This is a genomic window from uncultured Tateyamaria sp., from assembly GCF_947487805.1.
Taxonomy (GTDB): domain Bacteria; phylum Pseudomonadota; class Alphaproteobacteria; order Rhodobacterales; family Rhodobacteraceae; genus Tateyamaria.
In genome coordinates this window covers 22,258-35,823 of the sequence record NZ_CANKXW010000003.1, presented here as the reverse complement: position 1 = coordinate 35,823, position 13,566 = coordinate 22,258, and the positions used below count along the sequence as shown (strand labels likewise).

The following is a 13,566-nucleotide window of genomic DNA, read 5'->3' as shown; positions in this document are numbered from 1 at the left end:
GCTTGTGGTCATGGGTTGCCGCGCCCTCAGGCAGTGTGGATCAGCGCATCCACCGCCACGGCGCGGGTGGGGGTGCAGATCAGGGGGTTGATCTCAACTTCGCTGACACGGTCGCGCTGCGCAAGGACGTAGTCCTGCACCGCCAGCACCGCCGCCACGATGCTGTCCACATCCGCAGGGCGCGCCCCGCGATAGCCACGCAGCACCGCGCCGATGGTCAACCGATCAAGCGCGGCCGCAACGTCCGCGCCCGTTACGGGCAGCAGCATGGCCGTCGTGTCGCGCAGCAGTTCCGTCAGTACGCCCCCCGTACCCAGCGTCAGGACAAATCCATGGGCGTCGTCCCGCACCACCCCGATCAACAGCTCGGCAACGCTGTCCCGCACCATCTCTTCGACCAGCACGGCGTCGGTGCCGATGTCCTGCGCCGCTTGCTCCAGATCCGCCGCACCCACGTTCAGGCGCACCGCTCCGGCGTCGGTCTTGTGCGCAAGGCCCAGCCCCTTGACCGCCAGCGGCGCGCACAGATGCGCGGCATCCGTCGCCGCACGCGCGGGCGTGGTCGCCACGTGGCCGGGGACGTTCAGCCCATGGGCGGCAAGGGCGTCCTTCGCCTCCGCCTCGCTCAGGGTCCGCGTCGGCGCGCGTGTGCCCGGCGGGCAGATCGGCGCGGGCGTTCCCACATCGCGGGTGCGTGCCGCGCGGATGGCGGCCAGCGCCTCGCCCATGCCCTGAAACGGCACGACCCCGCCCTGCATCAGCTCATGCGCTACGTCACGCGGCATCAGCTCGGGCAAGGTCGACACCACGCCAAAGGGCCGCCCCGTCGCCGCCCGCACGGCCAGCGCCGCCTCCGTCGCACAGGTCCAGTCGGATGCATCGGTCACGGGATAGTCCACAACCGACAGCGTCATGTCGATGCCGTCACCCGTCATACCCTGCCACGCCTGCGCCATCGCGTCGGCATCGCGCCAGATATAGGTGTGGTAGTCCAGCGGATTGCCCAGGGCCACCATCGGCCCCAGCGCTGCACGCAATGCGCAGGCCTGCGCTGTGGTCACCGGGGGAAAGGTCAACCCAGCCCCGAGCGCCATGTCCGCCATCAGGCTCGCCTCGCCCCCCGAACAGCTGATCGAGGCGATGCGCCCCCCCGCCACCGGCCCGTTCACATGCAAAAGCTTCAGCGTCTCCAAAAGGTCGGGCAGGCTGCGCACCCGCGCAATGCCCAGCCGGTCCAGCACCGCCTGCGCGCCCGCATCACTGCCCGCAAGCGATGCGGTATGCGACACCGTCGCCTGCCGCGCCTGATCCGACGCACCCACCTTGACGGCCACCAGAGGCACACCGCGCACCCGCGCCCGTGCGGCCAGCGCCTCCCATGCGGGCAGGGCGCCAAACCCCTCGATATGCAACCCGATCGCCGTCACCCGCGGATCGTCCAGCAGCGCCATGGCGATCTGCGCCTGCGTGGTCTGCGCCATGTTTCCGCACGTCACCGCATAGGCCACGGGCAGGGCGCGCTGCTGCATGGTCAGGTTGATCGCGATGTTCGAACTTTGCGTCAACAGTGCAACACCGCGTGCCACCGGCACACAGCCATGCTGATCCGGCCACAACAACGCCCCGTCCAGCGCATTGATGAACCCATAGCAATTGGGCCCGAGGATCGGCATGTCGCCCGCCGCCGCAACCAGGGCCGCCTGCATGTCCGCGGCACCGTCATCCTCCGCCGCGGCCTCCGAAAACCCGGAGGCAAAGCACACCGCCCCGCCCGCAGCCATCGCGGCAAGTGCTCGCACCACCTCCACCGTCGCATGACGGTTCACGCCCACAAACACCGCATCCGGCGCGTCCGGCAAATCCCCCACCGTTGGATAGGCACCCAAGCCCGCCACCACCGCCACCCGCGGATGCACCGGCCACACCGGCCCGTCAAAACCGAACTGCGCCAGCTGCTGCACCACCTGCGCGCACCACGCACCACCGCCCACCACGGCAATGGACCGGGGCCGCATCATGCGCATCACGTCACCCATGACTGCTTCCTTTCGCGCCAAATACCTCGGGGAGCGCGAGGGGCTGGCCCCTCGCTCCTGTCGGATGGGCCATGCCCATTCGATCCCAATTCACGCGCCAAGCGGACGCAACAGGTCGCGGCTGATGATATGGCGCTGGATCTCGCTGGTCCCGTCCCAGATCCGCTCCACCCGCGCATCGCGCCAGAACCGCTCGATGGGGAAATCATCCATCAACCCCATGCCGCCATAGATCTGCAAGGTCGCATCCGTCACCCGCGCCAGCGCTTCGGAGGCATAGAGCTTGGCGGACGCGATCTCGCGGTTCGACGGCAACCCCTGGTCCAGCCGCCAGGCCGCCGCCAGGGTCAGCCAGTCGGCCGCGTCAATCTCGGTGATCATGTCGGCCAGCTGGAACCCCACGCCCTGAAACTTGCCTATGGCCTGCCCGAACTGCTTGCGTTCGGCGGCATAGCGCAACCCATAGTCAAAGCAGCGCCGCGCCCGGCCCACCGAAAACGCCGCCACTGTGATCCGTGTCGCATAAAGCCATTCGTTCATCACCGCGAACCCACCATCGACATCTCCCAGAACCTGCGCATCCGGCAGGCGGCAATCGTCGAAATAAAGGATGCAGTTCTTGTACCCCTTGTGGCTGACCGAATTGTACCCGTCCCGCACCTCAAAGCCGGGCGTGCCCCGGTCCACAAGAAACGTGGTGATCCGTTTCTTGGGGCCCTTGGGTGTCTCGTCCACGCCCGTGGCAATGAACACGATAAAGAAATCCGCGTGCTCCGCGCCCGAGATGAAATGTTTCGATCCGTTGATCACCCAATCGCCGCCGTCGCGCGTGGCGGTGCATTTCATGCCGCGCACATCCGATCCGGCGTCCGGCTCGGTCATGGCCAGCGCGTCCATCCGCTCGCCACGCACCGCCGGCAGCAGATACCGTTCGCGCTGTTCGGAGTTGCAGGCCATCAGGATGTTCTGCGGCCGGCCAAAGAAATGCGTCAGCGCCATCGACCCGCGGCCCAGTTCACGTTCGACGAGGGTGAAATCCAGATGGCTCAGCCCTGCGCCGCCGACACTTTCGGGAAAGTTGCAGGCATAGAATCCCAGGTCGATGACCTTCTGCTTGATCTCCGCGCCCAGCTCGGGCGGCACATGGCCGGTGCGCTCGACCTCGGCCTCGTGCGGATAGATCTCGTTTTCCACAAATGTCCGGACGGTAGAGACGATCATCTCCTGTTCCGTGCTCAGTCCAAAGTCCATGTGCCGGATCCTTTCCCGCCTGCCGCTTGCAAGCGCAGCACAGCGCAGCTTGCGCGCCTATGCTGTGCAGGATTACCCTGCAATCATGCACAGTTCGGAATATATCGACGCCCAGACACAGCATATTGACGTGCTGCTCTTTGATGCGTTCTCCAACCACTGCCTTGCCAACACGGTGGAACCCTTGCGTGCGGCCAACGGGTTCGCGGGCCGCACCCTCTATAGCTGGCGGTTCTGCACCCTCGACGGCGCGCATGTGCACAGCTCGAGCGGGCTTCAGGTTGCGCCGCATTGCGCGCTGGACGCGGCCACGGGCGACACGCTCTATGTAATGCCGTCCTACGGGGTGCGGGCGCTGGACCAGTGGGCGGTGGTGCGCGCGCTGCGCCGGGTCGCGGGACGCTACGGCGTGATCGGCGGGTTTGACACCGGCCCGTGGCTGATGGCGCGCGCGGGGCTCTTGGACGGGTCGCGGGCCACGATCCACTGGGACGAGCTGACCGCCTTTGCCGAGGCGTTCCCCCATATCGACGTCCAGCGCGCGCGCTATGTCATCGACGGCGCGCGCCTGACCTGTTCGGGGGCGATGGCGGCCTTTGACCTCGTCCTCCACCTGATCTCCGAACGGCACGGCCCGCTTCTGGCGCTGGACGTGGCACAGCTTTTCATGTCGGCGCAGGCGGGTCCCGCGCGCTGGCAGGCTCCGTCGCGCCCCGGCCGCACCGTGTCGCGGGCGCTCGCAGTGATGCAGGAGACGCTGGAACACCCGCTGACCATCCCGGCGCTCGCCCGGCGCATCGGCTGCACCCAAAAGACGCTGGAACAGCGGATGCGCGCGGTGATGCAGGCCACGCCGCAGGCCGTCTATCACCGCCTGCGGCTGAACCACGCCTATCAACTGGTGGCTGACACCGATCTGCCCGTGTCCGAGATCGCCGGGCGCTGCGGCTATGACAACGCCAGCGCCATGACCCGTGCCTTTCGCACTGCGTTTCAGGTCACGCCCACAGGCGTGCGGCAGGGGCGCTGACCGCGACAGCCTTGCAAAAAACCTGTTGTGCTGACCCGCTGCCTGCGGTGATCTGTGCCGCAGGGTCACAAGGGGGCAACAGATGCAGATCATCGTCGCGGGCGCGGGTATCGTCGGGGTGTCCTGTGCCATCTGGATCCAGCGCGCCGGGCACGACGTGACCCTTGTGGACCGGACAGGACCCGCCAGCGGCACCAGCCACGGCAATGCGGGCGTGCTGGCCGCGGGGGCCATCCTGCCGGTGACCACGCCCGGCCTCTTGCGCCGCGCGCCGGGCATGTTGCTGGACCGTGACGCGCCGCTGTTCCTGCGCTGGTCCTATCTGCCGCGGCTGATGCCGTTCCTGTGGCGCTATCTGCGCCATGCCTCGGATGCGCATGTCGACCGCTATGGCGCGGCCATGTCGATGCTGCTGCACGACACGGTGGACCAGCATCGCGCGCTGGCGGCGGGCACCGGGGCCGAAGGGTTCATCAGCACCGAGGATTATTGCTTTGGCTATGCCACGCGCGCCGCCTATCAGGCCGACGCCTATGGCTGGGACAAGCGCCGCGCGCTGGGCTACGCCTTTGACGTGGTGTCGGGGGCGACTTATGCGCAGGACGACCCGGTCTTCGGCGATGCCTTTGACACGGTGGTACGCTGCCGCAACCACGGGCGCATTTCGGATCCGGGCGCGTACGTTCAGGCGCTGGCCGATCACTTTGTCGCCGAAGGTGGCCAGCTGGTCCTGACCGAGATCGCGGATATCGACGTCTCAGACGGCGCGATCCGCGCACTGCGCACGGGCGAGGGCGAAATGCGCGCCGACCGCATCGTCCTTGCCATGGGGCCATGGTCGAAACCCATCGCGCACAAGCTGGGCGTCTCCGTCCCGTTCGAAAGCGAACGCGGCTATCACATCGAGCTGCTGAACCCGTCGGTGATGCCGAAGAACCCGATGATGGTGGCCAGCGGCAAATTCGTGCTGACGCCGATGCGGGGCCGGTTGCGCGCGGCTGGCGTCATCGAGTTCGGCGGCCTGGACGCGGGCCCCAGCCGCGCCCCGCTCGAGATGTTGCGCAGGCAGGTCGCTGCCCTGTTGCCGGATCTGCACCACGAGGGGATCGTGGAATGGATGGGGCATCGGCCTGCCCCCGCAGACAGCCTGCCGCTGATTGGTGCCAATGATGCAGGCGGGCGCAGCTATTCGGCCTTTGGCCATCAACATGTCGGCTTGACAGGTGGTCCCAAAACGGGTCGGATCATCGCGGATCTGATTGCAGGCACACCACCAAACGCAGATTTGACGCCTTTTGATCCAGCAAAATATGCCGCGCGCTAGACGTGGCCCGACCGGGAGATTATCAATGAAAACATATGTGAAAACAGCGTCCGCCATGGCGATTGGCCTGACGGCGGCCAGCGGCGCCTGGGCGGATGGCCACGCACAGTCCTGGGACATGCCCATGGCCTATGCCGCCACGAACTATCATTCCGAACATGGCGTGATCTTTGCCGACAAGGTGCGCGAATACACCGATGGCGCCATCGACATCACCGTGCATCCGGGCGGGTCGCTCTTTGGCGGCGGCGACATCAAGCGCGCGATCCAGACCGGCCAGGTGCCCATCGGCGAGCGGTTCATGTCCGCCCACGCAAACGAAGCACCGCTGCTGGCCTGGGACAACCTGCCGTTCCTTGCCACCACCTACGAGGATAATGCCAAGCTGTGGGAGGCCGCGCGCGACACCGTGAACGCCCAGCTGGCCGACCTGAACCTCGTGGCGCTCTATACCTGCCCGTGGCCCGGTCAGGGGTTCTACTTCAACAAGGAAGTCGCCTCCTCCGCCGACACGCAGGGCATCAAGTTCCGGTCCTACAACTCGGCCACCGCGACCTTTGCCGAGGAACTGGGCATGATCCCCGTCCAGATCGAAGCGGCCGAACTCAGCCAGGCGCTGGCGACGGGCGTGGCCTCGGCCTTCATTTCTTCCGGTTCCACCGGCTATGACCGCAAGGTGTGGGAACATCTCAGCCACTACTACAAGGTCAACGCATGGCTGCCGCGCAACTATGTGATGGTCAACACGCAGGTCTGGGACGGGCTGGACGACGACGTGCGCGCCGGGCTGCAAAAAGCCGCGGACGAGACGGCGGCCAGCTGTGCGGCCAAGTCTGCGGAACTGTCCAACTTCTATTTCGACGAGCTGGCCAAGAACGGCATGACCGTCGAGGATGCAGGCCCCGATTTCCTTGCCGAGCTGGAGGCCATTGGCGCCAAGATGACAGCCGAGTGGCTGGAAACCGCAGGCGCGGACGGTCAGGCGATCCTGGACGCCTACAAGGCCAACTGATCCACCAAACCCGAACCGGCGCCGCACCTGACGGCGCCGGTTTCTTGTCTATCAGCATCGGATAACCACCATGCGCGACTGGTCGCCTGTCATGGGTCTGCCGCTTTGGGTCTGGCTCTTTGTTCTTCCGTCCGTCTTTGCCGTGATCTGCCTGATCGCGGGGCCGCGGCTCGAGCGTGTGCTGCGGCCGCTTTGGCGTGGGCTTGACGGGGTGTACCTGGCCAGCGGGATCGTCGCCGCGATGTTCATGATCACCATTCTGGGGCTGATCGTGGCAGGCATGATCGCGCGCTGGGCCAGTGTCGCGCTGCCCGGCACCACCGAGTTCGCGGGCTACGCCATGGCGGCCACGTCCTTTTTCGCGCTGTGCCACGCCATGACGCGGGGGGCGCATATCCGGGTGTCGATCATCCTGAACGCCAATGATTTCCTGAAACGCTGGCTCGATGTGTTCGCGGTCTTTGCCGCGGCGGTCATCGCCACCTATTTCGCCCGCTACGCCATCAAGACCAACGCATTTTCCGAGATGCTGAACGACCGCACGCAGGGCCAGGACCAGATCCCCGAATGGGTCGTGACCCTCTTCAGCCTGCCCAGCTACGCGCTGCGCGACTGGGGCTCCGTTTGGGCCGAACGGTCGAGCGAGCTGGTCTATACCCCCGTCTGGATCCCGCAACTGGCCATGTCCGTGGGCACCGTCCTGTTGGCCATCGCCCTGTGGGACACCCTGTTCCGCATGTTGATCACCGGTGTGAACCCGATCGTATCGGAGACGGTGGAATGACCGAAGCCTACGCCACGATTGTCTTTCTCTTTGTCCTGTTCACGCTACTGGGGTCGTCCGTGTGGATCGGTCTGGCGCTGATGGGCGTCGCATGGGTGGGGATGGAGCTGTTTACCACCCGCCCCGCGGGCGACGCGATGATCACCACGATCTGGACGGGGTCCAGCAGTTGGACCCTGACTGCGCTGCCGCTCTTTATCTGGATGGGCGAGATCCTGTACCGGACCCGATTATCGCAGGACATGTTCCGCGGGCTTGCCCCGTGGATGCGGTTTTTGCCCGGTGGGTTGCTGCACACCAACATTGCGGGCTGCACCATCTTTGCCGCCGTGTCGGGGTCGTCGGCGGCGACGCTGACCACGGTGGGCAAGATGTCGATCCCCGAACTACGCAAGCGGGGGTATCCCGAATACATGATCGTCGGCACGCTGGCGGGGGCGGCCACTCTGGGCCTGATGATCCCGCCGTCGCTGACGTTGATCGTCTATGGCGTGTCGATCAACGAAAGCATCATCAAGCTGTTCATGGCGGGCATCATTCCGGGCCTCGTGCTCGCGGGTCTGTTCATGTCCTACATCATCGCCTGGCACTATTTCCGGCCCGCACAGCGCCCGGCCCCCGAACCGGGGATGAGCGTGGGCGAGATGTTCTCGGAAAGCCGGTTCCTGATCCCTGTGCTGATGCTGGTCTTTGCCGTGATCGGGTCGATGTATTTCGGCTGGGCCACCGCGACCGAGGCGGCGGCGGTGGGTGTGATCGGTTCGCTTGTGCTGGCCGCGTTCCAGCGGTCGCTCACGGCCTCGGCCTTTTTCGAAAGCCTGATGGGGGCCACGCGCACATCCGCGATGATCGCGCTCATTCTGATGGGGGCCGCGTTCCTGTCGCTGTCCATGGGGTTCACCGGGCTGCCCCGCGCGCTGGCCGCGTGGATCGACCAGATGAACCTGTCGCCCATCACGCTCATTGCGGCGCTGACGGTGTTCTATGTGATCCTCGGCATGTTCCTCGACGGAATTTCGTCGGTGGTGCTGACCATGGCGATTGTCGAGCCGATGATCCGGCAGGCGGGCATCGACGTGATCTGGTTCGGCATCTTCATCGTCGTGGTGGTCGAGATGGCGCAAGTGACGCCGCCCATCGGTTTCAACCTCTTTGTGCTGCAAGGCATGACCCGGCATGACATCGGCTATATCTCCAAAACCGCGATCCCGATGGTGGGGCTGATGCTGCTGATGGTGGTGATCCTCGTGGCGTTTCCGGGGCTGGCCACGTGGCTGCCGGACAACATCCGGCAATAGCCATGGCACCCTCTGTCACCGTCCTGCAACTCGACACCGATTTCCCAAGGGTGCCGGGCGACGTGGGCAGTGCCGAGACGTACCGCGATGCCGTCGAGGTGCTGCGCATCCCCAGCGCCACGGTGGCGCATGTGGTCAGCGGCGCGCCGCAGGAGATCGACATTGCCCCGTTCGAGGCGGCCCTGCGCGCAGCCTCGGGCGAAGTCATCGTGACCTCTTGCGGGTTCCTGTCCTATTGGCAGGGGCACCTGGCCGCCCTGACCGACCGTCCGGTCATTGCCTCGTCGCTGGTGGCGCTGGACCGCATCGCCCGGACCCATACACCGGACGAGGTGATGATCGTCACCTTCGACGCGGGCAGCCTTGGCGCGCCACATCTGGGCCGCCACGGCGCGTTTGCGCCCAGCATCGTGGGGCTGGGCCCGGACATGCACCTGCGTCAGGTGATCGGGCAGAACCTGCCGCATCTGGATCAGGACCGCGCCGCCCGAGAGATGCGCGCGTTGATCACGGGACACATCCGGCCCGCGCATCGCTGCATCCTGCTCGAATGCACCAACCTGCCGCCCTACAAACCCGCGATCCGCGATGTGACCCTGATGCCAGTGATCGACATCCTGACAGAGATCGAAAGGGTCCGCCCCGGCACGGTCAAACCCGCCTTTCTCAGCCCTACTGAGGTGCAGCCATGACCGACACCCCCTTTGCCGCCGCACGTGCCACAGATGCCAAGACGATCCCGGTGATCGACATATCCACCCTCATGGCGGGGGAGGGGGTGGATGCGGTCTCGCAGGCCATTTATGCCGCCGCAACGGATCACGGGTTTTTTTATGTCTCGGGTCACGGGATCGCACAGTCCCTGATGGACCGCGCCTTTGACGCCGCCGCACGGTTCTTTGCGCTGAACACAGAGGCCAAGGCGTCTGTCGCCATCGACACATACCAACGCGGGTGGATGGCGCAGGGCATGTCGCGGCTGGATGGGGCGGACACCCATGACCTCAAAGAGGTGTTCTTTTGGGCCGCCGAGGTGGCAGAGGATGATCCCGACTGGCGTGCGGGCAAACCGATGGTTGCGCCCAACCAGTGGCCGGATGCGGTCTGCCCGGACCTCCGGCGCGGCCTGGCCCCCTATCACGCGGCGGTCTGCGATGTGGGGCGTCGCCTGATGTCCGCCATCGCGCTCAGCCTTGGGCAGCCCGCTGACCAGTTCGATGCAGCCTATGCCAAACCGCTGGCGCGGGGGCAGGCGGTGTACTATCCGCCCTCGACCCAAGCCGACGAGGCCGCGCGGCGCTATGGTGTCGCGCCGCACACGGATTTCGGTGTCCTGACCCTGCTGTTGCAGGACGCCAGTGGCGGTTTACAGGTGCGCGCACGGTCCGGTGAGTGGATCGAAGCGCCGCCCATTGACGGCACGCTCGTGTGCAACATCGGTGACTTGCTGGCACGGTGGAGCAATGACAGGTTCAATTCGACCCTGCACCGGGTGATCAACCGCACGGAGGACGCGCGCTATTCGATCCCGGTGTTCTTCGACCCACACACGGACACGGTGGTGGACCCGGCGGACCTTGGCGTGGCGCGTGCGGACTGTCTCCATGACCCGGTCACGGTCGGCGCGCATATCGCGTCGCGCAACCGCAAGAGTTTTGCCCAGTACAAGGATGCCTGAAACGGCCATCCCGACAGGTACCGATCCGGCAAAGTCCGGCGTGCACAGCGGGTGCAGATGCGCGGACAACGGCCGGGTGGCCAAAGCGCTTTTGTTGCGAAATTTTCGACAGATACCGCGTTAATCCATTGTAATTAAACGTTAAAAAACTACTAATTATTTAGTTTGACAGGAAAGATTCTTTAGGCATATCGTAGCTCAGCCGGCGAAATCCGGCTCACAAACACATTTTGGGAGGAGACAAGATGCGTAAGTATCTGCTCTCCGCGACTGCAGCTATCGCTGTCATCGCGGGGCATGGGACTGCTTTGGCCGATGCGGCGGCAGCTCAGAAATGGATTGACCAGGAATTCCAGCCATCCACGCTCAGCAAGGCCGAGCAGATGTCGGAAATGGAATGGTTCATCGGCGCGGCGGAGCCCTATGCGGGCATGGAAATCAACGTGCTGTCCGAGGGCATTCCGACCCACGGCTACGAATCCGAAGTGCTGACAAAGGCGTTCGAGGAAATCACCGGGATCAAGGTCAACCACCAGATCCTCGGCGAGGGCGAGGTTGTGCAGGCTGTGCAGACACAGATGCAGACCCAGCGGAACCTCTATGACGGCTATGTCAACGACTCTGACCTGATCGGCACGCACTCGCGTCTGCAACTGGCCTACAACCTGACCGAACAGATGGCGGGTGACTGGGCGACGACAACATCGCCCACGCTGGACCTTGGCGACTTTATGGGTGTGCAGTTCACGACCGGTCCCGATGGCAACCTCTATCAGTTGCCCGACCAGCAATTTGCGAACCTCTACTGGTTCCGCAAGGACTGGTTCGACGACGCGGACAACAAGGCCGCGTTCAAGGCCAAGTACGGCTATGAGCTGGGTGTTCCGGTCAACTGGTCGGCCTATGAGGACATCGCTGATTTCTTCTCGAACGATGTGACGGAAGTCGACGGCGTGGCGATCTATGGCCACATGGACTACGGCAAGCGCGCGCCCGACCTGGGCTGGCGGATGACCGATGCGTGGCTGTCGATGGCAGGCACCGGGTCCAAGGGTGAGCCGAACGGTGTGCCGATCGACGAATGGGGCATCCGCATGGAAGCCGGGTCGTGCAACCCTGCCGGTGCGTCCGTGACGCGCGGTGGTGCGGCGAACGGCCCTGCGGCGGTCTATGCGATCCGCAAGTGGGACGAGTGGCTGCGCAACTACGCCCCTCCGGGTGCGGCGTCCTATGACTTCTACCAATCGCTGCCCGCACTGGCGCAAGGCAACGTGGCCCAGCAGATCTTCTGGTACACCGCCTTTACCGCCGACATGGTCAAGCCGAAGTCTGAAGGCAACAACACCGTCGATGATGCAGGCAATCCCCTGTGGCGGATGGCGCCCAGCCCACACGGCCCCTATTGGGAAGAAGGTCAGAAGGTTGGCTATCAGGACGTGGGGTCGTGGACCTTCCTCAAGTCCACTCCGTCGGACCGTGCCCAGGCCGCGTGGCTCTATGCCCAGTTCGTGACGTCCAAGACCGTCGATGTGAAGAAGTCCCATGTGGGTCTGACCTTCATCCGCGACAGCTCGGTCAACCACGAAAGCTTTACCGAACGCGCACCCAAACTGGGTGGTCTGGTCGAGTTCTACCGCTCGCCTGATCGCGTGGCATGGTCGCCCACCGGCATCAACGTGCCCGACTATCCCAAGCTGGCCCAAATCTGGTGGCAGCAGATCGGTGACGTGAACTCCGGTGCCTTCACTCCGCAACAGGCGATGGACCGTCTGGCCGAAGAGATGGACATCACCATGGCCCGGATGCAGCAGGCCGATGAAGCGGCGGGTGTTTACGGTGGCTGTGGCCCACGTCTGAACGAAGAGCGTGACGCCGAGTACTGGTTCGCCAATGGCGGCGCCAAGCCCAAGCTCGACAACGAGAAGCCGCAAGGCGAGACCGTGAACTATGACGAGCTGGTCGCGCGCTGGCAGAACTAAACTCCCAGCCTGCCCGCTTGGTGAGTGCAAGCGGGCAGGCGCAGGCCGGGGTCGATACGGAGCCCCGGCCATTTCTCGACACAGGTACATCCCATGACAATCGAGCTGAAGCAGGCCAGCAAGGTGACGCGTGGCATCACGCATATCAAACCCACATCGCTGGTGCTGGAGACCGGACATTTCAACGTCCTGCTGGGCCAGACCGGATCGGGCAAGACATCCCTGATCAAGCTGATGGCGGGCCTTGACCCGCTGGCGAGCGGAGAGATCTGGATGGATGGGCAGAACGTCTCGAAACTGTCCACGCAGAAACGCAACATCAGCCTCGTGCACCAGTTCTTTGTGAACTATCCGCAGATGACGGTGTACGACAATATTGCCTCCCCCCTGCGGGTCGCAGGCATGGCGAAATCCGAGATCCAGGGCCGCGTCGAAGAGGCGGCGGACATCCTGCAACTGCGGCCCATGCTGCACCGTCGCCCGCACGAGCTTTCGGGCGGGCAGCAGCAGCGCTGCGCGCTGGCGCGCGCCATTGCCAAGGAAAGCCGCGCGGTGTTTCTGGACGAACCGCTTGCGAACCTCGACTACAAGCTGCGCGAAGAGTTGCGCGAACAGCTGCCCGAACTGTTTGCCGGGCGCGGGGCGGTGGTGGTCTATGCCACGTCCGAGCCCGAGGAGGCGCTGCTGCTGGGCGGCAGCACCGCGCTGATGGAGGACGGATCGGTCAGCCAGTTCGGCGTGACCGCCGACATCTATCGCAACCCCGCAAGCCTGACCGCGGCGCGAGTGTTTTCCGACCCACCCATCAATGCGGCACGCGTCACCAAGACCGGCGATCAGGCGCAGCTTGATACCGGCGCACGCTGGACCCTGTCCGGCCCGGCCGCGGCGCTGCCCGATGGGGCGTATACGATGGCGATCCGGCCGCACCACGTCACACCTGTCCCCGCGGGGACAGATTATGTTAAATTGTCCGGCAAGGTTCTGGTCACCGAATTGTCCGGCTCGGAATCGAGTGCGCATTTCGAACTGGGCACGGATGGCTGGGTGTCGCTGGCGCATGGGGTGCACCCTTACGAGGTCGGCGAGGCCCATGATTTCTACATGGATGCCAGCCGTGCCTATTATTTCTCGCAAGATGGGAGGCTCGTGGCATGACCCCGGTTTCGCAATA

General features: G+C 64.8%; 11 protein-coding genes. 9 read left to right on the top strand and 2 right to left on the bottom strand.

Features of this window, described 5'->3' with window-relative positions; all coding sequences use genetic code 11:
- Positions 1-26 precede the first annotated feature (26 nt).
- A complete protein-coding gene (locus Q0949_RS09420; RefSeq protein ID WP_299370919.1) occupies positions 27-2,036 on the bottom strand; it encodes an acetate--CoA ligase family protein in 2,010 nt (669 codons plus the stop codon).
- 90 nt (positions 2,037-2,126) lie between these two features.
- Entirely contained in the window at positions 2,127-3,287 is a 1,161-nt protein-coding gene (locus tag Q0949_RS09415; RefSeq protein WP_299370917.1) for an acyl-CoA dehydrogenase family protein, read from the bottom strand.
- Between Q0949_RS09415 and Q0949_RS09410 the strand changes: the two genes are divergently transcribed.
- The 9 genes from Q0949_RS09410 (at position 3,286) to Q0949_RS09370 (ending at position 13,550) form a co-directional block, all read left to right on the top strand.
- On the top strand, positions 3,286-4,317 hold the full coding sequence (locus tag Q0949_RS09410; RefSeq protein ID WP_366524024.1) for a helix-turn-helix domain-containing protein: 1,032 nt from the start codon (positions 3,286-3,288) through the stop codon (positions 4,315-4,317). The genes Q0949_RS09415 and Q0949_RS09410 overlap by 2 nt on opposite strands.
- A gap of 82 nt (positions 4,318-4,399) precedes the next feature.
- Positions 4,400-5,641: an FAD-dependent oxidoreductase gene (locus Q0949_RS09405; RefSeq protein WP_299370915.1), complete on the top strand. Its 1,242-nt coding sequence runs from the start codon at positions 4,400-4,402 to the stop codon at positions 5,639-5,641.
- A gap of 55 nt (positions 5,642-5,696) precedes the next feature.
- Positions 5,697-6,653: a TRAP transporter substrate-binding protein gene (locus Q0949_RS09400; RefSeq protein WP_299371794.1), complete on the top strand. Its 957-nt coding sequence runs from the start codon at positions 5,697-5,699 to the stop codon at positions 6,651-6,653.
- Positions 6,654-6,723: 70 nt separating this feature from the next.
- Positions 6,724-7,437 carry a TRAP transporter small permease subunit gene (locus tag Q0949_RS09395; RefSeq protein WP_299370913.1) on the top strand — a complete coding sequence of 238 codons (714 nt, stop codon included), beginning with the start codon at positions 6,724-6,726 and terminating at the stop codon, positions 7,435-7,437.
- Positions 7,434-8,735, top strand: coding sequence for a TRAP transporter large permease subunit (locus Q0949_RS09390; protein WP_299138360.1), 1,302 nt, complete (start codon positions 7,434-7,436; stop codon positions 8,733-8,735). The genes Q0949_RS09395 and Q0949_RS09390 overlap by 4 nt, the downstream gene beginning before the upstream one ends.
- Before the next feature lie 2 nt (positions 8,736-8,737).
- Positions 8,738-9,427: a hypothetical protein gene (locus Q0949_RS09385; protein WP_299370911.1), complete on the top strand. Its 690-nt coding sequence runs from the start codon at positions 8,738-8,740 to the stop codon at positions 9,425-9,427.
- Positions 9,424-10,413 (top strand): 2-oxoglutarate and iron-dependent oxygenase domain-containing protein, encoded by a 990-nt coding sequence (locus Q0949_RS09380; protein ID WP_299370909.1) that lies wholly within the window; start codon positions 9,424-9,426, stop codon positions 10,411-10,413. Before Q0949_RS09385 ends, Q0949_RS09380 begins: the two co-directional genes overlap by 4 nt.
- A 245-nt stretch (positions 10,414-10,658) precedes the next feature.
- On the top strand, positions 10,659-12,392 hold the full coding sequence (locus tag Q0949_RS09375; protein ID WP_299370907.1) for an ABC transporter substrate-binding protein: 1,734 nt from the start codon (positions 10,659-10,661) through the stop codon (positions 12,390-12,392).
- Between the two features lie 93 nt (positions 12,393-12,485).
- Positions 12,486-13,550, top strand: coding sequence for an ABC transporter ATP-binding protein (locus Q0949_RS09370; RefSeq protein ID WP_299370905.1), 1,065 nt, complete (start codon positions 12,486-12,488; stop codon positions 13,548-13,550).
- The last annotated feature ends 16 nt before the right edge of the window (positions 13,551-13,566 follow it).

Bases quoted from the DNA above. Each gene is read 5' to 3' on its own strand.
- Q0949_RS09420 (WP_299370919.1), bottom strand. From the start codon at position 2,036: ATGGGTGACGTGATGCGCATGATGCGGCCCCGGTCCATTGCCGTGGTG.
- Q0949_RS09410 (WP_366524024.1), top strand. From the start codon at position 3,286: ATGTGCCGGATCCTTTCCCGCCTGCCGCTTGCAAGCGCAGCACAGCGC.
- Q0949_RS09415 (WP_299370917.1), bottom strand. From the start codon at position 3,287: ATGGACTTTGGACTGAGCACGGAACAGGAGATGATCGTCTCTACCGTC.
- Q0949_RS09405 (WP_299370915.1), top strand. From the start codon at position 4,400: ATGCAGATCATCGTCGCGGGCGCGGGTATCGTCGGGGTGTCCTGTGCC.
- Q0949_RS09400 (WP_299371794.1), top strand. From the start codon at position 5,697: ATGGCGATTGGCCTGACGGCGGCCAGCGGCGCCTGGGCGGATGGCCAC.
- Q0949_RS09395 (WP_299370913.1), top strand. From the start codon at position 6,724: ATGCGCGACTGGTCGCCTGTCATGGGTCTGCCGCTTTGGGTCTGGCTC.
- Q0949_RS09390 (WP_299138360.1), top strand. From the start codon at position 7,434: ATGACCGAAGCCTACGCCACGATTGTCTTTCTCTTTGTCCTGTTCACG.
- Q0949_RS09385 (WP_299370911.1), top strand. From the start codon at position 8,738: ATGGCACCCTCTGTCACCGTCCTGCAACTCGACACCGATTTCCCAAGG.
- Q0949_RS09380 (WP_299370909.1), top strand. From the start codon at position 9,424: ATGACCGACACCCCCTTTGCCGCCGCACGTGCCACAGATGCCAAGACG.
- Q0949_RS09375 (WP_299370907.1), top strand. From the start codon at position 10,659: ATGCGTAAGTATCTGCTCTCCGCGACTGCAGCTATCGCTGTCATCGCG.
- Q0949_RS09370 (WP_299370905.1), top strand. From the start codon at position 12,486: ATGACAATCGAGCTGAAGCAGGCCAGCAAGGTGACGCGTGGCATCACG.